The organism is Alcanivorax profundi (assembly GCF_003597125.1).
GTDB classification, from domain to species: Bacteria; Pseudomonadota; Gammaproteobacteria; order Pseudomonadales; family Alcanivoracaceae; genus Alcanivorax; species Alcanivorax profundi.
This window is the reverse complement of record NZ_QYYA01000001.1, coordinates 864885-886145: the sequence shown is the minus strand read 5'-3', so window position 1 is coordinate 886145 and position 21261 is coordinate 864885. Positions and strand designations below refer to the sequence as shown.

Below are 21261 nucleotides of genomic sequence, written 5' to 3'. Positions count from 1 at the left end.
TGGCTTTTGCGGCACTATGACGCGGGAAGCCGGGTTGGTAGAGTGTGCGCCTGTCAGAACAACCGTATTTGTGGAGAAAAGCATGCAGTTTCAGGGTACTGATCAATATGTCGCGACAGATGACCTGAAAATGGCGGTAAATGCTGCCATCGCGCTGAAGCGCCCCCTGCTGATCAAGGGCGAGCCCGGCACCGGTAAAACCCTGCTGGCCGAGCAGGTTGCGGCGTCACTGGGGCTGCCGCTGCTGTCCTGGAATGTGAAGTCCACCACCAAGGCTCAGCAAGGGCTCTACGAATACGACGCGGTCTCCCGTCTGCGGGACTCTCAGTTGGGTGCTGAAGGCGTAGAGGACGTTTCCAACTACCTCAAGAAAGGCAAGCTGTGGGAAGCCTTTACCCATGAGGGTCAGGTGGTACTGCTGATTGATGAAATCGACAAGGCCGACATCGAGTTCCCCAACGATCTGTTGCAAGAACTGGATCGCATGGAGTTCTTCGTTTACGAAACCGGCGAGACTATCAGTGCCAAACAGCGCCCGATCGTGATCATCACCTCCAACAATGAGAAAGAGCTGCCCGACGCCTTCCTGCGCCGCTGCTTCTTCCACTACATCAACTTCCCCGATGCCCAAACCATGCAGGCCATCGTGGATGTGCATTTCCCGGAAATCAAAAAGACCCTGGTCAGCGAGGCACTGGAGATCTTCTTCGATCTGCGCAAGGTGCCGGGCCTGAAGAAGAAGCCTTCAACCAGTGAGCTGATCGACTGGCTCAAACTGTTGATGGCCGACGATATCCCGGAAGACATCCTGCGTAACCGCGACACCAAGAGTGCCATTCCGCCGCTGTACGGTGCCTTGCTGAAGAACGAGTCTGATGTGCAGCTGCTGGAACGCCTGGCCTTCATGAACCGCCGCGAAAGCTAAGCCCCATGCTGATCGGATTTTTCGAAAACCTGCGCCGCTACCGGGTACCCGTTACCCTTCGCGAGCTGCTGGATCTGTTTGATGCCCTGCAGGCTCATGTGGCCTTCGGCTCGGTGGATGATTTTTACCTGCTGAGCCGGGCCGTCATGGTCAAGGACGAGAAGTACTACGACCGCTTTGACCAGGCCTTTGCCAATTACTTCGAGGGGCTCGAAACCCTTGAGCCAGACTGGCTCAGCAAGGTGATCCCTGACGAGTGGCTGCGCAAGGAGCTGGAGAAGAACCTGTCCCCTGAAGAGTTTGAAAAGCTCAAGGGACTGGGCAGTCTCGAAAAGATCATGGAAGAGCTGCGCAAGCGGCTGGAAGAGCAACAGAAACGCCACCAGGGCGGCAACAAATGGGTCGGCACTGGCGGCACCAGCCCCTTTGGTGGACACGGTGCCAACCCTGAAGGGGTGCGCATGACAGGCCCGTCGCGCAACAAGCGGGCCGTGAAAGTCTGGGAAAAGCGCGAATTTCGCAATCTGGATGACTCGGTCGAGCTGGGTATCCGTAACATCAAGCTCGCCCTGCGCCGGCTACGCAAGTTTGCCCGCACCGGTCGTGACGAAGAGCTGGATATCGACGACACCATCTCGTCCACGGCCCGCAATGCCGGGCTGCTCGATATCAAGATGCGGCCCGAGCGGGAAAACCGCGTCAAAGTCCTGCTGTTCTTTGATGTGGGTGGCTCCATGGACCCGTACATCAAGACCTGTGAAGAGCTGTTCTCTGCCGCCCGGCTGGAGTTCAAGCACATGGAGTATTTCTACTTCCATAACTTCATCTACGAATACGTCTGGAAGGACAACCGCCGTCGTTGGGACGAAAAGGTGTCCACCTGGGATGTGCTGCACAAGTACGGTAACGACTACAAAATCATCTTTGTCGGTGATGCCGCCATGAGCCCCTACGAGGTCAATTCTGTGGGGGGCAGTGTGGAGCACTGGAACGAAGAGGCCGGTGCCGTTTGGTTCCAGCGGATCAAGGAAACCTACGAGAAGGTGGTGTGGCTCAACCCCGAGCCCGAGCGCGCCTGGCAGATGACCACCTCGACCCAGTGGATCAAGCAATTGTCGGAAGACAAGATGTTCCCGCTGACCATCGAAGGCCTGGAAAAGGCCATGCGGTATTTGAGCAAGTGAGGACGTCTGATACCTGACGAAAAAGGCCGAACAAATGTCCGGCCTTTTTTGTGGGGCTATTGAGCCTTCCCGTAGGAGCGTCGCTCGCGGCGCGATAGCTACCACCTTTAAACGGTATGTTTACCACAGAGATCACTGAGGAAAAGACAGTTTCTTTCTCTGTGTGTTCTGTAAACTCTGTGGTGAAGCTGCTTTTGACCCTGGGCGTTTATCGCGCCGCGAGCGACGCTCCTACGGCGTGATCCTCTTTATCACACAGCATCCAGCGTAATCACGCGCTCTCTTTAAACTCCACCGCCGCACCGTCAGTCACATGCAGGGTATTGATGTAGTCGCCCAGCGCCTTGAGCTGGGTTTCATCCAGGTCCGGCAGGGTCTTCTTCAGCATCAGGCGCATGGCGCCTTTCACTGCGGAAATCGCTGCGCTGGCCATCTTGCGCAGCACAATACCCACCTGCAGCAGGCGCACAGACTCACTGATATACACTTCCGCAGCCTGGGCAGTGAGTTTATCCAGGGTATCCATGGCCATGGAGACGAATTCCTTGGGGGTGTCGGCGCACAGGCCTGCTGCCACATCGTGCAACTCCTTTGAGAGTTCGGCAGATACCGGCACCCCCATCCAAGGCTGCACTTCGCCGTTCACTTCCACATCCAGCATCAGCGAGGCCACGTGATCCGCCATGGGGCGCATCTGGTCGTTGTCCATTTTCTTTAGCGAGGCGTTGGCAATGGAAGAGCCCGCCTTGTTGATGGTGCCGGCGGTGCTACGCACCAGCTTGGCCATGAAATTCTGCATTTCAAGCACATCAATCAGCTTGAGCAGGAAGCCATCGAGCAGGTCTTCAATCAGCAGGTCAATGGTGGCCATGGCGGCCTTGTTCTGCGGCTCGGAAACGCCGGCGCGCAGGTTGATGATCAGCTTCTCGGTTTCGCTGCGCAGCTCGGCAGAGCAGGGGAAGGCCACAAAGGGGGTGACGGCCATAGGGGACTCCAGGGTCGGTTTGATGTGTTCGGCGCGAGGTGTTGCACCGAGTGACGAGGGAGCCTCTGAATAACTCCTTGCATGCTCAGCGTGTCCTGAAGCGTGCAACTGTTGTGTCTTGTCTCGAAGGTAAGGGTGGTTCCCTTTCCTAGAGGCAAGGCGCAGCAGATGTGCGCTTCAGGACGCGCCCTTCGGGTCTTCCAGGCTGGCCCGCACTCGTTGTTGCGCTTCCTTCGAAGGTGAAGAGCCGATGGATGGACATACACCTTCAAAATCGCGCTCCTCTTTATCTTTTGGCACATAGAGGGGGCGAACCAGCCTGAAAGACTGAGCACGCAAGGAGTTATTCAGAGGCGCCCTAGTGAGTCACATCATAAAAACCCTGGGCTGAAAGCAGCAATGACGTCGCCTGCCGGGAAGGGTCACATCCGGGCAGGTCAGGCGTCCTTGGCCGGGGAGGCGGGTCCCACTTTCTTCAATGTCAGTGCCCCGATGCTCAATAACACCAGAACCACGCCGCACCATTGCAGTAACCCGAGCTGCTCATCCGGAAACACCATAATCGCCACGCTGACGGTGACCACCGGCCCGAACATGGAAACCACGCCCGCTTCGGCAGCATTTGAACGGCTCAACCCTTCAAACAAGACAAAAAAGGGCAACACGGTGGAGAACAGGACCAGCAACACGATCCAGCCAAAGGCTGGCAGGCTGACAACAAGGTCATCCGCAGACACGGTGGGAAGCAGCAGTGCCATCATGAGTAACAGCGTGAAGGTATTGGAAAGCTGGTTGAAGCGCACTGAACCCAGCGGTTTCATCAACGACTGGCTGGTACGCCAGAACGCGGCATAGCACAGTGCTGCGCCAAAGCCGTACAACAGGCCAAGGGCACTGATATCTCCACCATGCCAACCGGGTAACAACAGCATGCCGATACCCATCCAGGCCACCAGAAAAATGGCCAACTGCTGTGGGCCAGGCAGGCGTCGTTGTTCCACGGACTGGGCCAGCATCAGCAGAGCAGGAAAGAGGTAGAGCACCATGCGCGATATGCTGGCGCCCAGCGCGTCAATTGCATGGAAATCACACCAGGCGCTGACAAAGAACAGGGCCCCGGTGAACGCACACACCGCCCATTGCCGAACGGACAACCGGACGGGTGGCTGGTGCCGATTGATCCACCTCGCAATCAGCCAGAATAGGGGAACGGCCAGACAGAATCGCCAGATCAGCAGCGCATTCACTGGCACCTGATACTGATAAATAATGCGGGCGAAGATGCCCTTGAAGGCCATGGCAAAGGTTGCCACCGCAACCCAAACCAGTCCGGAGTGCCACCATTGCCTGGTCGTCATCCCAACATTCCTGATGTGTAGATGCGCTCAGCATGATCCTGATAAGACGGTGACGCCAATGAACACTGGCAATGTGAATGCCTGCTGCCGGTTATAGGTGCGTCTGAGTTCCTGGACTCATGCCCGTCATTGCCCGGCCAATAACCCCGCTTTGCATACCACTGATCGGGAGAACGCAAAACCGTTGCCGCCGATACAGGCTGTTTAGTAGTCAGGGGGGAACCGAATCCGTATCCTGCGCGGCTTTTAATTGCTTCGTGTAAACGGTTACTCCTCGCACGCCGACCATACCGATAACGCTCAAAAGGCCTCAGGGGGAAAGCGGGGAACCGAATGACCACTGCCGTGATCCGGCAGTCCTCGGGAGAACAGTATGTCCACAGTGAAACCCACTGTCTGGATGGCGGCACTGGCAGGTATCAGCCTGGCCAGCGATGCCTGGGCGGATAACACCCAGGCAGAGATTCGTCGTCTTCAGCAACAGCTCGATGCCCTCAAGGCGCAGATCGATTCACCTGCTTCAACGTCGGGCTTCCCTTCCATGCCGCTTGCCTTCTTTGGCAAGGTTAGTGTCGACGCCATCTACGACGACAAAGACGCCGGCTTTGATGAGTTACTGATACCCAGCACCATACCGGGCGGTGACACCCATCAACAGCAATTCAACCTGAATGCCAAGAACAGCCAGCTGGGCTTCCGTGTGGGCGAGAGCGAAGGGCCGCATATGGTCTTCGCCGCCGATCTGTTTGGCAGCCTGGATAGCTACGAGCTGCGCATTCGTGATTTCTACTTTCAACACGGGGCTCTGCGGGCCGGCTATGGGTTTACCGCCTTGCTGGACGGCAAAGCCTGGCCTTTGACGCTTGATGCACAGGGGCCTAACAGTGCCATCTTCGCGCGGCAAACCGGCGTTCGTTGGCAAACCGATCACTGGACCTTGGCCCTGGAAGATCCGAACAGCGAAATCCAGGACCCGGCCAACCAGAGCAGTGCCGTAGGCCGCCGGCCGGATATCATCGCTACCTGGACCCAGGACTTCACTCTCGGGCATGTCAAAGCCGGTATCGTAAACCGTGAAATCGGGGTGGAGTTTGCCAACGGCAACCAGCAGTTCACCACCGCCACAGGGGGCGTACTCAGTGGCGCGCTGTCGCTGACCGATACCCTGCGTTTGCTGGCCAGCGGCAGCTATGGCGAAGGCATGGCCCACTACTACAACGACCTGTCGGGCTTCGGTGACAGCAGCATGGATGGCTATGTTTTCGCTGATGGCCTGCAACCCCTGGTAAGCCAGGGCGGGTATCTGGCAGGGGAATGGCAAGCGCTGGAAGACTGGACCCTGGCCATGGTCGCCGGGCAGGTGGTGGTGGAATCCGATGCGGCATTACCTGCCGCGGCCATGCGACGCAGCCGTTACGGCACACTCACGGCGGTCTATCAGCACACCCCACGCCTGAGTTATGGCGCTGAAGTGTCCTACGGTCTGCGTGACCGGCAGGACGGCGATCGCAGCGAAGCCCCGCGGGTACAGCTGAATCTCACCTACCGCTTTCATCACGAAAGCCACTGACGCGGATGTCAGATCCCTCTGGAATCAGCGGCCGGTGCTGGCCACTGATTCCGTGGGGTACTGGAAAACCCGAATCTCTGCCGGTGGCACGCCGACAAACTGGCGGTGCTTCCAGCCTCCGCGCACAAACCAGATCCAGGCGATCAGCGCCGTCAGCACGCTCTGTACTGGATAGGAAATCCACACCCCGGTGACCCCAAGGCTGGTGCGTTCCGTCAGCAGCCAGGCGATAGGGAACTGCAACATCCAGAGCGACACCAGTGCAATCGCCATCGCCGCCAGCGTATTGCCCGAGCCACGAAACGCCCCGGTGACCACAATCTGCGCCCCCAGCACGCCGTAGGCGAGGGCGGTGATACGGACAAACTGGCTGCCTTCCTGAATCACCGCCTCCGCATCCGGAATAAATACGCGCACCAGCGGTTCGGCGAAGACAAAAGCCAGTATTCCGACCAGGCTCAACCCAACAAAGGCAATCGCGCCACTCAGCCAGGTGGTGTGTTCCGCGCGTTTCAGTTCCCCCGCGCCCATGTTCTGACCGACAACCGTGGACGTGGCCTGCGAAAGCCCCAAGGCCGGAATGATCACGAAACTGAGCATGCGTGTTCCAATGCCGTAGGCCGCCAGTGCCACGGTGCCAAAGCCCGCCACCAGGGTGGTCATCACCATCAACCCGAGTGCCCGCGTCGCTTGTTCCACTGCTGCAGGCAGGCCCAGCTTCAGCAATTGCCAAAGCAGCGGAAAATCCGGTTTCAGCTGTACCAAACGAAGATGGATGCCGTAACGACCTGAAAACAACATGATCAGCCCGATCAGCGCCGCCAGCCCCTGCGTCGCCACCGTTGCCGCTGCTGCGCCGCTGACACCCAGCGCCGGCACCGGGCCGTAGCCCATGATCAGCAGCGGGTCGAGTACGAAATTGAGCAACACCGTGCCGGCCACAATCCATAGCGGCGTGCGTGCATCCCCCACACCGCGCATCAGCGACTGGAAAATCACATAGGCAAACAGAAAGGGCAGGCCAATAAAGGAATATTCCAGATACTCCGTCGCCTGGGGGTGTACTGTCTCCGACGCCCCGAGAAAATCCACCAGAAACGCCGCCACATAGAAGCCGATGCCGGCCAGCAACACCGACATCACCAGCACGCCCAGCAACGCCTGGGCAGACACATGATTCACCGCATCCAGATCACCACGGCCCTTGTTCTGCGCCACCATGATGGTGCCGGCAATAGCGAGACCCACGCCTAGCGAGATCAGAAAAAACAACACCGGAAAACTCAAGGACACCGCGGCAACCGCATCCGCCCCCAAGCGGCCAACCCAGAACGTATCGGTCAGCTGATAGGCTGTCTGCAGCAGGTTGGCGAAGACAATGGGCAATGCCAGGATAAGCAGGGCGCGTGAAATGGAACCCCGGGTCAGATCGGGCGGGTGACTGGCCAACGCTGCACTCCTGTTTTCATCACAATGAACGGCCAAAGGCCGGCGAAAAATACAGGACTGTCGCCCCGGCAAGACACAGTACCACACCGGCCATGTCCGCCCAGCTGGGGGGCTGCTTTTCCACCAGCATCCCCCAGAGCAGCGAGGCCACAATATAGACCCCGCCATACGCTGCATAAGCGCGCCCGGCAAAGTCGCTTTCTACCTGCGTTAACACCCAGGCAAAACCGGCAAGAGCCACCAGCCCCGGCAGCACCCACCACAGGCTCTGGCCTTGGCGTAGCCACATCCAGAAAGTGAAACAGCCAGCGATTTCGAGGACGGCGGCAATCGGGAACCAGAAAGCGGAAGGCATAGAAGACTCTCACAGGACATTGTGGTCATCTTAAGGAGTCTTCTGATTCTCTGCTAACGCTGGACCGCATTTGATTTAGACGTGACAGTCCTGCGGCTCAGGTAAGGCGCTCGCTCATTCGAGCACCGTTATGTGTTGCGTGGACGTATGGGTCAGCAAATCTCTACTGAGAAGGTACTGGAAAACTATGATGCTATTCAGTCAGAGACGGAGACTAATCCGCTGAACTGAATCTCGGAGCGTTGCAGGAACAGCGTTGCTGCGTGAAGACGTTAGGGCCTTGGTTGGTAGTTACCACGAGTCAGCCGCTGAGAGGCAAGATTATCCAGTGGCATGGAAGAGGTCAGATCTTTAGTTGGTCGGCCAAGAGTCTTGAGGCGTTGATGTAGCGACAAATATCTAATTTTACATGTATGCACACCAAGTGGTGTATTTTATTATGATAATCAATCGGGTAGCACGAATGCCGTGTCAACTGTGCGCGACGCAACCGCTGCATCCCTGTTACATTATTGGTGGCGCCGGGCAGGGGATCACAAAATCTCTTTACCGACCGGACCATCGCTAAGCCACTCGCGGTCTTCCTCGCTCAGTGCGGTATTCTCTGGTGTACAAGCTGCCAACATCTCTTCCAAGGTCGGCATGGGCTTTGGGCGAATGATCAACTGCTCATCAGTCAGTTCCATATCAACGATACTTCCCACATCAAGACCAAGATGCTGCAAGACAGTTTTAGGGACTCGAAGTCCTGCGCCATTACTAATTTTCTGCACTTTCAATTTCATAAGCACCTCACACATTGGGTGTAACCTCAATTTAAATAGATAAATCACCCGTAACAACCATGTGGTAGTGATGGTCAAGAATTTAGCCATGCAATATATAGAGGTTCGGCCACGGACAAATAACTATGGATCTTCTGTTGTTTGGCGATTGCAATGATTTCACTGTGTGTGCACAAATGATCGGACAGAGGCTCAAATAGAGGGTGCCGGCGATCAATCCCTGATAAATAGCGATTAGCCCACTCCTCAAGTCGCTGGAACTCCTTGCTGTTTTCGTCGGGCGAGCCAATTGTGTCTGGAATAATCTGGTTCAATAACGCATATACCTGCCCTTGGTTCGTGGCGTGCAGCTCTGCTTCCTGCCTTGGCAAGCAGCACTTCTTGTATTTAACCCCGCTACCACATGGGCATGGCGCATTTCTTTGCAGGTGAGACATTCTCCACCCAAACGGAAAATGGGTATTATAGTCCGTGGATGCTCAGGCATCAAAAAATGATAGTTCTCACTTTTAGGTGAGACTTCCATGAGCAATGCTCGTCTTCAGGCATTTGGCGCAAAGGTTAGAGCAATGCGAAAGCAGAAAGGCCTATCCCAAGAGGAGCTTGCAAGTTTAGCAGGCTTGGACCGCAGCTATATGGGTCACATTGAGCGTGGCGAAAAGAACATTACTCTGCTCAAAATCTACCAGATTAGCGACGCTCTCTCGCTTCCTGCTGCTATTTTTCTAACCGATGAATGATATTCCTATCATGTAGAACCGGTATCAGGCTTTAATTCACTATTTTCGTTCAAGCGGTTTTGTGTCGTCAGGAAGTTGTAGGGGGGAGGGGAGGTTGAATTCATTCTCCAAGAACTCATCTAGCCGCTGCGCGATACGGAAGGCCTCCGCATTCTCCGATCGCTTGCCTTCAAGGTTTTAGACCTGGCAAATGAACTTGCGATGGACTATCTACAGGATGACCCGCTTGCCGGGTCTGAGCAAAACACGATAAGAAGCCCACGCTTAGCGAACCGCACATTCTTCCCAATGGCGTTCATAGCTGTAACGTCAGCCTTGCCTATCTGGGTTTGTATTGGTGTTTGTTTTTTCGCCCAACAAACTGCCGGAAACGAAAAGCAAGGCACCGGTGACAATAGCAATATCAGCCAGATTAAAGGCCGGCCAGTGCCAGTCCCGCCAATAGAAATCAAAGGAATCCACAACGTAGCCGCGAAATATTCGGTCAATCAGGTTGCCCATGGCGCCACCGAGGATAAGACTGTAAGCGAAGGCTTCTCCTTTATGACGATTTTCAAGAATCAGCTTGATCAGGAAAATCGAGACCACCACCGCGATTCCGATTAAAAAATAGCGCTGCCAGCCTCCGCCATTCGCAAAAAGACTGAATGCGGCACCGGTGTTCCATACGTGCACCCAGTTAAAGAACGGGGTCACTGAAATAGACTCGCCATAGGCCATTGATTGCTGCACCAGCCACTTTGCAGCCTGATCTGACGCTGCCAGCAGGCTCGATATGGAAAACAGGGCATACGACGAGTGCTTGTTGCCAATAATGAGCAATTATTTAACCCTTCAACGCCAGAATACGCCTGGCCCCGTTAAGTACAATGACTCCCGATATGGTGCCGATAATCAGATCCGGATAATTGGACCCGGTCCACGCGACCAGGGCGCCGGCGGTGATGACCCCCAGGTTGATCACCACGTCGTTGGCCGAGAATATCCAGCTTGCCTTCATGTGCGCCCCGCCTTCCCGATGTTTGGATATGAGCAGCAGACAACTGGTATTGGCAATCAATGCGACGAATGCGATAGCCATCATCACCAGCGATTCAGGCTCACTACCGAATACAAAGCGTCTCACCACCTCTACGAGCACGCCCACAGCCAAGATCAGTTGCAGTACACCAGCAAGATGCGCGGCACGTACCTGCATTTTCACGCTATGTCCAACCGCATAAAGGGCAAGCCCGTACACCGCCGCATCGGCAAAATTGTCCAGGGATTCTCCAATCAGGCCGGTGGACTGGGCGATCAGACCGGCAGTCATTTCCACCACGAACAGAAGTGCATTGATGCCGAGCAACCAGCGCAGGATCCCGGATTCTTGCTTAGCAGAAGCTGCCGAAAACTCGGCGGCCTTGATGGTCTCCGGATTTGCAGCGACGGTTTCCTGAAGCGAGGCGCCTAGCCCCAAGGTCTTCAGTTTCGAGGTGACGGGCTCGACCTCGCCGTCATGCACGACCTTCAGCCGGCGGTTCGACAAGTCGAAGGACAGCGCCCGAATCTCCTCAAAGCCGTTCAGGGCTAGGCGAATCATTCGTTCTTCTGATGGACAGTCCATCTTCGGCACGGCATAAACACTGACCCATCTCCCTGGCGCCTCGGAGGAGGCCTGTATATCGGTATCCGCTGCGGACGTTGCATCACCGCCACAGGCGCCACCACAGGATTTGCTCATGATACGACTCCACTTGAACAATGTTGTGGTACCATTTAAAACTATAAAGCTACTATAAGGTCAATAGAGTAAAGAATCCGTTGGGGAGGAGGCTGATGCGCATTGGTCAGTTGGCGCAGTTGGTAGGGGTCGAAACACAGACGATCCGCTTCTATGAACAGCAGGGCTTGTTGCCGCCGCCTGATCGGCAGGACAACGGTTACCGTGTCTATACCGAGAAGCATGGTGAGGGGCTGGCCTTCATCCGTCGCTGCAGAATCCTGGGCCTGTCACTGGCTGAGATTCACGAACTACAGAGCTATCAGGACGACCCTCATCAGCCTTGTACCGCCGTCAACGCCTTGCTCGATGATCACATCTCTCATGTGCGGTCGCAGATAACCGCTCTGCAAGCGCTTGAGAAACAACTCGTTTCACTGAGAGCGAGTTGCAACGATGACCGGGAAGTTGAGGCGTGTGGGGTTCTTGCTGGAATTAGCGAAGGAAACATGCACCAGCAGTAGGTGAAGCATCAACCAGATAATCCGATGAGATGCCGGTCTGTCTCACTCTCATGCAAAGGTAAGATCAACTGAATCGCCACCGGTTTGCTAGACACCTTTCAGCCATACAAAATGGTGGCCGCCGTACTGATAATCTCCTCAGGATTAACGTAGCCCTGTACGTGGTACAGGCCCAGCTCGCTCGAATATCCATAGAAACTCCAAAACGGCATGAAAAAGCCCGCACAAGGCGGGCTCTGGCATGCAGTGAAAGGGGGGGGTATAAAATTCATGATCAAAAGCATCGGTTTGCTGTTTTGGGTTGCAAGTAGAGCAAGTAGTGTTAGTGGGTGTAGATTCAGTATCCTTCAGGGAAAGCTCATTATAGAGCGGTCGAGATTGAACAGGCTGGACGAGACTCCAAATCATCATCCCAACTATTGATGAATTTGACTTGAAGCATAGAGAATGGAGGGTGAAGGTGTCAGTTGTCTGACCGGTCGCCGAATCGATCAGAACCAGGGATTACAACAACTGCAGTAAGGCCTCCTACCTTACTGGACGTGTAATGAACCTGTCCCTGATAACGCTCAACTATTGCGTGGACAATAGCCAGCCCCAATCCATGACCGGGTGTTTGCTCGTCCAGCCTCAATCCTCGCTTGCCCAATTGTGAGTGGGCTGTTTCTGATACGCCCGCTCCGTCGTCGCTGATGATAATTTTTAACTGCTCTTGATCTTCACTCAGCGTGAGCTCCACCCAGCGGGATGACCATTTGCCTGCGTTATCCAGCAAGTTGCCAAGGATTTCGTTCAGATCATGCTCCTCGACAGGCCAGCGATGGTTTTCAGGCAGATCCGTTGACAATTCAAAAGATTTATCGGGGTAGAGGCGGCCAAGCATCCACAGCAGATCCCGGGCCTGTTTGATCGGACATACACTTTGGCCGACCTGTGGACCCGCAAACCGGCTTCGCCGCATTTCGGCCTCAAGCTGAGCATCTATGTCGTCGAGGCGCGCCGCCATTTCCCATCTCAGCTTCTCATCGAGCGGGCGACTGGTGTCTTCCAGGATCTGTCTGACAGCCGCTATGGGGGTTTTCACGCTGTGGGAAAGGTTGGCAAGTGCGTCACGGGAGCGTTCCAGCCGGTCATCCAGTGAATCCAGCAGTCGATTGAGTTGCCGGACGAGGGGCTGGAACTCCTCCGGGCCGTCTGCGTTAATACGGGAGAGCTCGCCTGACTGAAGTTTTTTCAGGTTCATCTGAAGGCCCGCTATTGACCGCAGGGCCAGAGTGATTCCCAGCCATATGCTCCCGATCATCAGAATGACCAGTAAAACCGAGACGACGGCAGTCCAGATATGGAGTTTGGCCTGGCTCCGATGAAGCGCCTCCATATCCTCGGCAACAATGATCACGAAGGGGTTTCCGTCGACCGTGAAGGCACGGCGATACCCAAGCATTTGGGAAGGCGCAGCTGGTACCTCAGCATCCCTGGCTCTCACGGCTCCCTCCTGCCCGGAGGTGAGCAACGGCCTCAGAATCGGAGTCCAGGTCTCCGGTGAGATGGACTGCCCAGACGGAGAAGCGATGGCGATGGCGAAGGCGTGGAGGAGCACTTCCTGAAAATAGTCGCCGGTCTGGAGTGTATCAATCTGGCCACCGGATTGGCGGATCTGGTGTTCCAGAAAAGCTACCTCATCTTTCAAGCGGCGTTCTACTAAGTCCATGGTCATCCTCTCCAGCAAGGCCCCATGGATGATCCAAGCCAGTGCCATCAGACCAATGCCGGCCGGAAGCAGCAGAATCAGGAGCATCCCCCTGACTGAGCGAGGTCTAGCGGCTATCGGCATCGAACAGGTACCCCTGACCACGTCGGGTCTTGATGGTGTCCGGTCCCACCAGCTTCCTGAGCCGCCGCACATACGCTTCGATCACGTTCTCGCTGGGTATGTCGTCGATGCTGTATAGCTGGTCGAAAAGCTGTTCTTTCGAGAAAACCTGCCCGGGACGACTCATCAGACATCGGAGCAAACGGAACTCCGTACCGGTCAGGCTATGTTCGGTCTCGTCACCGGCCCTTAACGTCTGGCGATTTTCGTCCAGCTCGAACCGGCCCGCTGTCAGGGTATCCATTATTCTGCCTTCGCTTCGCCGGACGATGGCGTGAAGTCGGGCAATCAGCTCTTCGGTCTGGAAAGGCTTCGCGAGGTAATCATCGGCGCCGGCCTTCAAGCCATTGACCTTGTCCTGCCAGTCTCCCCTGGCGGTCAGGATCAACACCGGGAAACTGACCTTATGCGTCCGCCACTGTTTCAGTACGTCCAGGCCGTTGCCGTCGGGCAGGCCCAGGTCAAGAATACCGGCGCGGTAACTTTCCTGCTGCCCGAGGTGCCGGGCTTCCCGCGCTGTACGGGCGGTATCCACGCTGAAACCGGCCTTTTCCAGTTGGGCGCTTAGCCCATTTGTCAGCAGGTAGTCATCTTCCACCAGAAGTAATCTCATTCCTGAACTGCCTTTCTAAATTGAGCATCAGAGTCCGTCAGTGTCGCTGCCCAAGCTGAATTGTGCCAGAACAAAAAATAATTCCGATTTTCAGCCTGGATTCAGGTTGCTGAGCGATGGTAGCAACCGCTTCTGGATATTGCTCAAGTTTTGAGTGAGACAACCCGGCCCTCAGGGCCAAAGCTGTTCAAAGGAGAAGATATATGACCGTATCAAAATTCCTCGTTGCTGCCGCAACTATCTTATTGTCGGCGACCACCTTTGCCGCTGGAACCCATGGTGGAGGACATGATCACGGCGCTGCGAGTGGTGAGCCCGGCAAAGCCTCAGAGGCCAGCCGAACCATAACAGTCGAAATGTACGACAATTACTATGAACCGGAATCAATCATCGTAAGCCCCGGGGAAACGGTGCGGTTCGTGGTGGAGAACAAGGGGAACCTCGTTCACGAGTTCAACATCGGCACACCTGAGATGCATGAGGGGCATCAGGAGGAAATGATGATGATGGTAGAGCACGGCGTGATTCAGGGCGGGAAGCTGAATCACGACATGATGAGCATGGACATGGGCAACGGAAAAACCATGAAGCATGACGATCCAAACAGCGTGTTGCTTGAGCCCGGACAGAGCAAGGAAGTTGTCTGGAAGTTTACGGAAAAAGGCGACATTGAGTTCGCATGCAACGTGCCAGGCCACTACCAGGCCGGCATGTACGGTGACGTTAACTTTGAGTAAACCGGCGTACTGACAACCCCGCGAATGCACGGGTTGGGACTGTTTTCCAGCCCTGCTTCAACGAAGTGCAGTTTGGAGTAAGAAAAAGATGAAAACACGCCTACTGACAGGACTTTTAAGCCTGCTGATGCCAGCCATGGTTATGGCTGGTGAGTACGACCTGACGGTCGACCGGGTAAAAATTGATACTGGCGATTTCGTGAAAGAAGGCATTGGATACAATGGCGTATCTCCGGGGCCGGTGATGCGCTTCAAAGAAGGCGAAAACGTCAGGATCAACGTGACCAACAATCTGGATGAGATGACGTCCATTCACTGGCACGGTCTGATCCTTCCTTTCGATCAGGATGGAGTACCAGGTATCAGTTTCCCGGGCATCAAGCCGGGTGAAACCTTTACCTACGAATTTCCCATCCAGCAAGCGGGCACCTACTGGTTCCACAGCCACTCTGGTTTTCAGGAGCCGGATGGCGCCTACGGTTCCATCGTTATCGAACCCGAGGGGCGTGAACCGTTCCGTTACGACCGCGAATACGTCGTCCAATTGACCGACAAACACCCGCATTCCGGTGATCGCATCATGCGCAACTTGAAAATGATGACTGATTATTACAACCGCGATCAGCAGACCGTGGGCGAGTTTTTCTCGGATGTGTCCGAGAACGGTTTTATGAACACAGTTCGGGATCGCATGGCCTGGGGTGGCATGCGCATGATGAAAGCAGACGTCGAAGACGTGCATGGCTTTACGGGCCTGATCAATGGTAAAGGGCCGGACCAGAACTGGACCGGACTCTTTGAGCCGGGCGAGCGCATCCGGCTGCGTTTTATCAACTCTTCGGCGATGACCTACTTCGACATCCGGATTCCCGGTCTGGATATGACGGTTGTCCAGGCTGATGGCAACAACGTTCAGCCGGTCAGTGTGGACGAGTTCCGGATCGGTGTAGCGGAAACCTACGATGTGATCGTGCGCCCGAAAGATGAGCAGGCTTATACCATTTTTGCCGAATCCATGGGACGTTCAGGCTATGCAAGAGCGACGCTGGCCCCCGAAAAGGGTATGGAAGGGTCTGTGCCACCAATGCGTGAACCAGCGCGTCTGACCATGGCTGATATGAGCGGTATGCCCGGTATGGACCATGGCAGCATGTCTGGCATGGATCATGGGAACATGGATATGAGCAGCTCGGGAGATATGTCCGGGATGGACCACTCCAACATGGGCAGCATGGATCATTCCAATATGGAAGGTATGGATCATTCCAACATGAAAGATATGGATCATTCGGGCATGTCCGGCATGTCCGGCATGTCCGGCATGGACCATGGTTCCATGGCGATGGGGACAGAAGAAAAAAGCGATCCTTTTTACGCCAAGGGCAGTGGCCTCATGCCCAAAGCTGCCAATGGCGGAAAGTTCCTCTCTTACGCTGACCTGAAGGCTCAGGATCCGTTGTATGAAGTTCGCGAGCCGACCCGGGAAATTGAGCTTCGTTTGACCGGCAATATGGAGCGGTATACCTGGAGCATTAATGGCGTCAAGTATGAAGACGCCGATCCGATTCGTCTCAAATACGGTGAGCGGGTCCGTTTCAAGTTTGTCAACGAAACCATGATGACTCACCCCATGCACCTGCACGGTATGTGGTCCATCGTTGATGTTGGCGCAGGCCAGTGGAACCCGATCAAACACACGGTCAGTGTGCAGCCCGGCACCACCGTTTACATGGAAACCGAGGTCGACGCGCCCGGTCAGTGGGCGTTCCACTGTCACCTGTCCTATCACGCGGCCGCTGGTATGTTCCGCAAGGTCATTGTTGAAGGTGGGCCAGAGTCGACGCAGGCCAAAACAGACGTGATTGCCAAAGATGGAGGTGAGGTATGAGCTGTATTCGATCAATTGTCGCAGTCAGCTTCCTTGCCTCTATTGGTGTCTCAACGGCGGTGACAGCTCAGGAAATGATCTCCGACACCACCGCTCGTAAACAGCCGCTCACAACCTGGGGTGTTCAATTCGAGGAGTTTGAATACCGCTACAGCGACGATGACGAGGAACTGGGCGTCTGGAATGCGGATGCTTTCTATGGCACCGACGAGTTCAAAGTCCGGTTGCTCACAACCGGGGAGTACGAGATAGAGGAGCAGGCCTACGAAACACTGGAAAACCAGCTGGTCGGCCAGATCCCCATCTCCAAGTTCTTCGACGCCAAAGCGGGCGTACGTTTCGATACGCCCGAGGGGCCGGACCGTACATATGCCGTTCTCGGTGTAGCCGGGCTGGCTCCCCAATGGTTTGAGATCGATGCAAACCTGTATGTCAGTAAGGATGGCGATACGTCAGCCGAACTGGATGCAGAGTACGAGCTGCTTCTCACCAACTACTGGATTCTGGCGGCAACGCTGGATGCCACGGTTGCGTTTAGCGAGGACCGGGAAATTGGCGTTGGTAAAGGACTGGTTTCTACCGAAACCGGACTCAGGTTGAGCTATGATCTGATCGACCGTGCGTTCTCGCCTTATGTGGGCGTGGTGCATGAGCGCAAATACGGCGATAGTGCCGACTTTGCCGAAGCGGACGGCGGCAGTACAGCAGATTGGTTTGCTGTGATTGGAGCGCGCATCGCACTCTGATCAGGTACTTAGGGGCTAAAGATATTTCTTTGGCCCGTTTTTCTCGACATTGATGCAAGTGAGATCTACCCAAGCCAGCATTGGCTATTTATTGAGTATCAAACGCCGTTCAAAACAACAGGAGGTTGTATGAGCAGCACGCACGACAGAACCACGCGCTATCAGAAAGGCAGTCTTACACTTCCGGGAACTGTTATGCTGGGCACCGGTGTCATGATTGGCGCCGGTATCTTCGCCCTTACCGGGCAGATGGCGCAGATGACTGGCGTTCTTTTCCCGTTGGCGTTTCTGGCCGCGGCGGTAATCGTAAGCTTCAGTGCCTATTCCTACATCAAAATTTCCAATGCCTACCCGTCAGCCGGGGGCATAGGCATGTACCTGCACAAAGCCTATGGCAATCGGTTACCGACGGCTTTCAATGCTTTGCTGATGTATTTCTCGATGGTGATTGCCCAGAGCTTTCTTGCGCGAACCTTCGGTTCTTACACCATGCAACTGTTCGATGGCGATGAAAGTGGCCGCATGGTGCCCATTCTTGGCGTCTCACTAATTCTGGCCGCGTTTATGATCAATCTGTTGGGCAACCGAATGATTCAGGGCGTGGCTTCCTTTATAGGTATCCTGAAGATCGGAGGCATTCTGGTTTTCGGGCTGGTGGGTATCTGGATTGCCGACAGTGTTTCTGTTGATTTCTCTAGCCCCGGTGAGGCTGGAACCTTTGGCAATTTCCTGGGGGCAACGGCCCTTGGCATTCTGGCCTTCAAAGGTTTTACCACCATCACCAACAGCGGCTCGGAAGTCATAGACCCCAAGAGAAACGTGGGGCGAGCGATTATTATTTCCATCGCAGCCTGCGTGGTGATCTACACCCTGGTCGGTTTCGCCGTTGCCAGTAACCTGTCCCTGGCGGAAATCATCAAAACGCAGGACTACTCTCTGGCGGCCGCTGCGCGTCCCGCATTGGGCGACTACGGCGTCTGGTTTACCGTCGCCATTGCGATGATGGCCACCGCCGGTGGCATTCTGGCCAGTATTTTCGCCGTCTCACGCATGTTGGCCATGCTGACTGAAATGAAGCTGGTCCCCCACAGTCATTTCGGCATGCCCGGTAGCATCCAGAAGCACACGCTGGTTTATACCGTGGTGCTTGGGCTTATCCTCACGGCCTTCTTCGACCTGTCCCGAATTGCAGCGCTGGGCATCATTTTTTACCTGATCATGGACATTGCTATCCATTGGGGCGTTCTGCGCTATTTACGGGAGGATGTGAAGGCCAATGTGTGGGTGCCCACGGTGGCAATTGTTCTGGATTTGCTCGCTCTTGGTGGCTTCGTTTGGGTCAAACTGAATACTGACCTGTTTGTTATTGGCGTGGCGGTTGTCACCATGATTGTTATCGCAGTGGCCGAGCAACTGTTCCTGAAAAAGGCCACAGAAGCCGAAGAAGCGGGACACAAAGAATCTCATGCTCATCATCACTAATCACCAGAACTCGATAGGGAGGGATCGGCCATGACGGCTGAGCACACGGTCAAAGATCCTGTTTGCGGCATGTCGGTGAATCCACACTCGGCGGAACATCGCAGCGAGCATGGCGGGAAAACCTGGTATTTCTGTTCTTCGGGGTGCAAATCGAAGTTTGACGGCGACCCGGGACACTACCTCAGTGGAGAACAGAAACAGGACGAACCCGTGGCTCCGGGCACCATGTACACCTGCCCGATGCATCCGGAAATTCGCCAGCAGGGCCCCGGAGATTGCCCTATCTGTGGTATGGCCCTGGAGCCCGAGCAGGTAAGTCTGGATGACGGGCCCTCGGCAGAGCTCAAAGACATGACCCGTCGATTTTGGATTGGCCTGGTGCTGGCCCTGCCGGTATTGGTGCTGGAAATGGGCGGACATCTCACCGGCCTTGACCAGATCGTTGCCCCACAAATGTCCAACTGGATTCAACTGGTGTTGGCGACGCCAGTAGTGGCCTGGTGTGGCTGGCCTTTCTTTGTCAGAGGCTGGAAGTCCGTCGTCAGCCGCAATCTGAACATGTTCACGCTCATTGCCATTGGTACTGGCGTGGCGCTGATCTACAGCCTGGTGGCGACACTGGCGCCCCAGATTTTCCCCGACGCCTTTCGGCAGGAAGACGGTTCTGTCGCCGTCTACTTCGAGGCGGCTGCGGTCATCGTGGTGCTGGTTCTGTTAGGCCAGGTGCTTGAACTGCGGGCCCGGGAGAAAACCTCGGGCGCGATCAAGGCGCTGCTGGATCTGGCACCGGCGACGGCCCGAAAGCTGGATGACCAGGGCGACGAGTCCGATGTGTCGCTGGATCAGGTCAAGGTGGGTGATCGCCTGCGAGTGCGCCCGGGGGACAAGGTGCCGCTGGACGGTGAGTTACTTGAAGGCAGCTCCAACGTGGATGAGTCCATGGTGACCGGTGAGCCTCTTGCAGTCAGCAAAAAGTCTGGCGACCAAGTGATTGGCGGCAGTATTAACCAACAGGGCAGCTTTATCATGCGGGCCGACAAGGTTGGCCGGGACACCATGCTTTCCCAAATCGTGCAGATGGTGGCCAGCGCCCAACGCAGCCGCGCACCGATCCAGGGGCTTGCCGATAAGGTGGCGAGCTGGTTTGTGCCCACCGTGATCCTAATTGCCATTGTTGCCTTTATAGCCTGGTCATTCCTTGGGCCGACACCGCCCATGGCGTTCGGGCTGATTGCGGCGGTCAGTGTTCTGATCATTGCCTGCCCTTGCGCACTGGGTCTGGCAACGCCCATGTCGATCATGGTAGGTGTTGGCCGCGGCGCCCAAAGTGGTGTGCTGATCCGCGATGCGGAAGCCCTTGAACGCATGGAAAAGGTAGATACGGTGGTAGTGGATAAGACCGGCACGTTGACAGAGGGGCAGCCACAAATCACCCGAATTGTTACAGCGAATGGGTACGATGACGATGCTTTGATGCGTTTTGCGGGCGGACTCGAGAAAGGCAGTGAGCATCCACTGGCCCACGCCATTCTGGACAAAGCCAAGGGCATGGAGCTGAAGCTGCCGGATGCGGAAGACTTCGATTCTCCCAACGGTAAAGGGGTAACAGGAAAAATCGACGGCAAGCGGGTGCTGCTTGGTAATCGTCTTCTCATGGAGTCGGAGAATGTCGACACCACTAGATTTGACAGCGATGCCGACGAGCATCGCAAAGATGGTGCTACCGTGATTTTTGCCGCCGTTGATGGAAAAATCGCTGGGCTGTTGGCCATCTCCGATCCCATCAAGAGAACGACCCACGCTGCTATTGTCGCGCTGCAAAAAGACGGCATTCGAGTGGTCATGCTGACTGGCGATAACTACACCTCGGCCGAGGCGGTTGCTCGCAAATTGCATATCGATGAAGTGGAAGCGGAGGTGCTGCCGGAAGATAAGGGCAAGATCGTCCAGCGTCTGAAAGATGAAGGGGGTGTTGTCGTGATGGCGGGTGATGGCGTTAACGACGCGCCTGCATTGGCAACGGCGGACGTGGGGGTGGCCATGGGCACCGGCACAGATGTGGCCATCGAAAGCGCGGGCATTACGCTGCTGCGCGGCGACTTGATGGGTATTGTAGAAGCGCGTCGTCTGTCGCTGGCGACCATGCGCAATATCCGACAGAACCTGTTCTTTGCTTTTGTGTACAACTCCGCGGGCGTTCCGATTGCGGCGGGGGTTTTGTACCCGTTCTTCGGGATACTGCTTTCACCGATCTTCGCGGCTGCTGCAATGTCGCTGTCGTCTTTCAGCGTGATTGTGAATGCATTGCGCCTGCGAGTTATCAAGCTTGGCCCCAAGTAATAATC

The 21261-nt window shown here is 55.6% G+C and carries 20 protein-coding genes; 10 read left to right on the top strand and 10 right to left on the bottom strand.

Annotation, left to right across the window (positions count from 1 at the left end; translation table 11 throughout):
- Positions 1 to 82: 82 nt before the first annotated feature.
- Positions 83 to 925, top strand: coding sequence for an AAA family ATPase (locus D4A39_RS04145; RefSeq protein WP_022985108.1), 843 nt, complete (start codon positions 83 to 85; stop codon positions 923 to 925).
- Between the two features lie 5 nt (positions 926 to 930).
- Positions 931 to 2109 (top strand): vWA domain-containing protein, encoded by a 1179-nt coding sequence (locus D4A39_RS04140; RefSeq protein ID WP_022985109.1) that lies wholly within the window; start codon positions 931 to 933, stop codon positions 2107 to 2109.
- Positions 2110 to 2380: 271 nt separating this feature from the next.
- Here D4A39_RS04140 and D4A39_RS04135 read toward each other — a convergent pair whose 3' ends face one another.
- Both D4A39_RS04135 and D4A39_RS04130 read right to left on the bottom strand, forming a co-directional pair.
- The gene (locus tag D4A39_RS04135) at positions 2381 to 3094 is read right to left on the bottom strand and encodes a hypothetical protein (protein WP_022986525.1); all 714 of its coding nucleotides are present in this window, start codon (positions 3092 to 3094) and stop codon (positions 2381 to 2383) included.
- Between the two features lie 437 nt (positions 3095 to 3531).
- A complete protein-coding gene (locus tag D4A39_RS04130) occupies positions 3532 to 4452 on the bottom strand; it encodes a DMT family transporter (RefSeq protein ID WP_119917536.1) in 921 nt (306 codons plus the stop codon).
- A 373-nt stretch (positions 4453 to 4825) separates the two neighbouring features.
- Between D4A39_RS04130 and D4A39_RS04125 the strand changes: the two genes are divergently transcribed.
- Positions 4826 to 6022 carry a hypothetical protein gene (locus D4A39_RS04125; protein ID WP_119917535.1) on the top strand — a complete coding sequence of 399 codons (1197 nt, stop codon included), beginning with the start codon at positions 4826 to 4828 and terminating at the stop codon, positions 6020 to 6022.
- 24 nt (positions 6023 to 6046) lie between these two features.
- Here D4A39_RS04125 and D4A39_RS04120 read toward each other — a convergent pair whose 3' ends face one another.
- The 4 genes from D4A39_RS04120 to D4A39_RS18220 form a co-directional block, all read right to left on the bottom strand.
- Positions 6047 to 7471, bottom strand: a complete 1425-nt coding sequence (locus tag D4A39_RS04120; RefSeq protein WP_119917534.1) for an MATE family efflux transporter — start codon at positions 7469 to 7471, stop codon at positions 6047 to 6049.
- A gap of 19 nt (positions 7472 to 7490) precedes the next feature.
- Positions 7491 to 7826 carry a YnfA family protein gene (locus tag D4A39_RS04115; RefSeq protein ID WP_022986521.1) on the bottom strand — a complete coding sequence of 112 codons (336 nt, stop codon included), beginning with the start codon at positions 7824 to 7826 and terminating at the stop codon, positions 7491 to 7493.
- A 533-nt stretch (positions 7827 to 8359) separates the two neighbouring features.
- Positions 8360 to 8611, bottom strand: coding sequence for an AbrB/MazE/SpoVT family DNA-binding domain-containing protein (locus D4A39_RS04110; RefSeq protein ID WP_031226830.1), 252 nt, complete (start codon positions 8609 to 8611; stop codon positions 8360 to 8362).
- A gap of 74 nt (positions 8612 to 8685) precedes the next feature.
- Entirely contained in the window at positions 8686 to 9048 is a 363-nt protein-coding gene (locus tag D4A39_RS18220; protein ID WP_011588652.1) for an SEC-C metal-binding domain-containing protein, read from the bottom strand.
- 87 nt (positions 9049 to 9135) lie between these two features.
- Here D4A39_RS18220 and D4A39_RS04100 point away from each other — a divergent pair, with 87 nt between their 5' ends.
- Complete coding sequence (locus D4A39_RS04100; RefSeq protein WP_011588651.1) at positions 9136 to 9351, top strand: helix-turn-helix domain-containing protein; 216 nt, start codon at positions 9136 to 9138, stop codon at positions 9349 to 9351.
- Between the two features lie 309 nt (positions 9352 to 9660).
- On the opposite strand, the gene lspA is transcribed toward D4A39_RS04100, so the two are convergent.
- Complete coding sequence (lspA, locus tag D4A39_RS04095; RefSeq protein ID WP_022986212.1) at positions 9661 to 10173, bottom strand: signal peptidase II; 513 nt, start codon at positions 10171 to 10173, stop codon at positions 9661 to 9663.
- 4 nt (positions 10174 to 10177) lie between these two features.
- Positions 10178 to 11074, bottom strand: a complete 897-nt coding sequence (locus D4A39_RS04090) for a cation efflux transmembrane domain-containing protein (RefSeq protein ID WP_119917533.1) — start codon at positions 11072 to 11074, stop codon at positions 10178 to 10180.
- A 95-nt stretch (positions 11075 to 11169) separates the two neighbouring features.
- Here D4A39_RS04090 and cadR point away from each other — a divergent pair, with 95 nt between their 5' ends.
- Positions 11170 to 11577: a Cd(II)/Pb(II)-responsive transcriptional regulator gene (gene cadR, locus D4A39_RS04085; protein ID WP_004364961.1), complete on the top strand. Its 408-nt coding sequence runs from the start codon at positions 11170 to 11172 to the stop codon at positions 11575 to 11577.
- Between the two features lie 463 nt (positions 11578 to 12040).
- On the opposite strand, the gene D4A39_RS04080 is transcribed toward cadR, so the two are convergent.
- The gene (locus tag D4A39_RS04080; protein ID WP_011588647.1) at positions 12041 to 13375 is read right to left on the bottom strand and encodes an ATP-binding protein; all 1335 of its coding nucleotides are present in this window, start codon (positions 13373 to 13375) and stop codon (positions 12041 to 12043) included.
- Between the two features lie 19 nt (positions 13376 to 13394).
- Positions 13395 to 14063, bottom strand: a complete 669-nt coding sequence (locus D4A39_RS04075) for a response regulator (protein WP_022985570.1) — start codon at positions 14061 to 14063, stop codon at positions 13395 to 13397.
- A 203-nt stretch (positions 14064 to 14266) separates the two neighbouring features.
- Between D4A39_RS04075 and D4A39_RS04070 the strand changes: the two genes are divergently transcribed.
- The 5 genes from D4A39_RS04070 (at position 14267) to D4A39_RS04050 (ending at position 21256) form a co-directional block, all read left to right on the top strand.
- On the top strand, positions 14267 to 14800 hold the full coding sequence (locus D4A39_RS04070) for a cupredoxin domain-containing protein (RefSeq protein ID WP_022985569.1): 534 nt from the start codon (positions 14267 to 14269) through the stop codon (positions 14798 to 14800).
- An 88-nt stretch (positions 14801 to 14888) separates the two neighbouring features.
- On the top strand, positions 14889 to 16688 hold the full coding sequence (locus tag D4A39_RS04065) for a copper resistance system multicopper oxidase (protein ID WP_119917532.1): 1800 nt from the start codon (positions 14889 to 14891) through the stop codon (positions 16686 to 16688).
- Positions 16685 to 17434, top strand: a complete 750-nt coding sequence (locus D4A39_RS04060) for a copper resistance protein B (protein ID WP_011588644.1) — start codon at positions 16685 to 16687, stop codon at positions 17432 to 17434. The genes D4A39_RS04065 and D4A39_RS04060 overlap by 4 nt, the downstream gene beginning before the upstream one ends.
- Before the next feature lie 129 nt (positions 17435 to 17563).
- Positions 17564 to 18916 (top strand): APC family permease, encoded by a 1353-nt coding sequence (locus tag D4A39_RS04055; protein ID WP_119917531.1) that lies wholly within the window; start codon positions 17564 to 17566, stop codon positions 18914 to 18916.
- Between the two features lie 30 nt (positions 18917 to 18946).
- Complete coding sequence (locus D4A39_RS04050; RefSeq protein WP_007151136.1) at positions 18947 to 21256, top strand: heavy metal translocating P-type ATPase; 2310 nt, start codon at positions 18947 to 18949, stop codon at positions 21254 to 21256.
- The last annotated feature ends 5 nt before the right edge of the window (positions 21257 to 21261 follow it).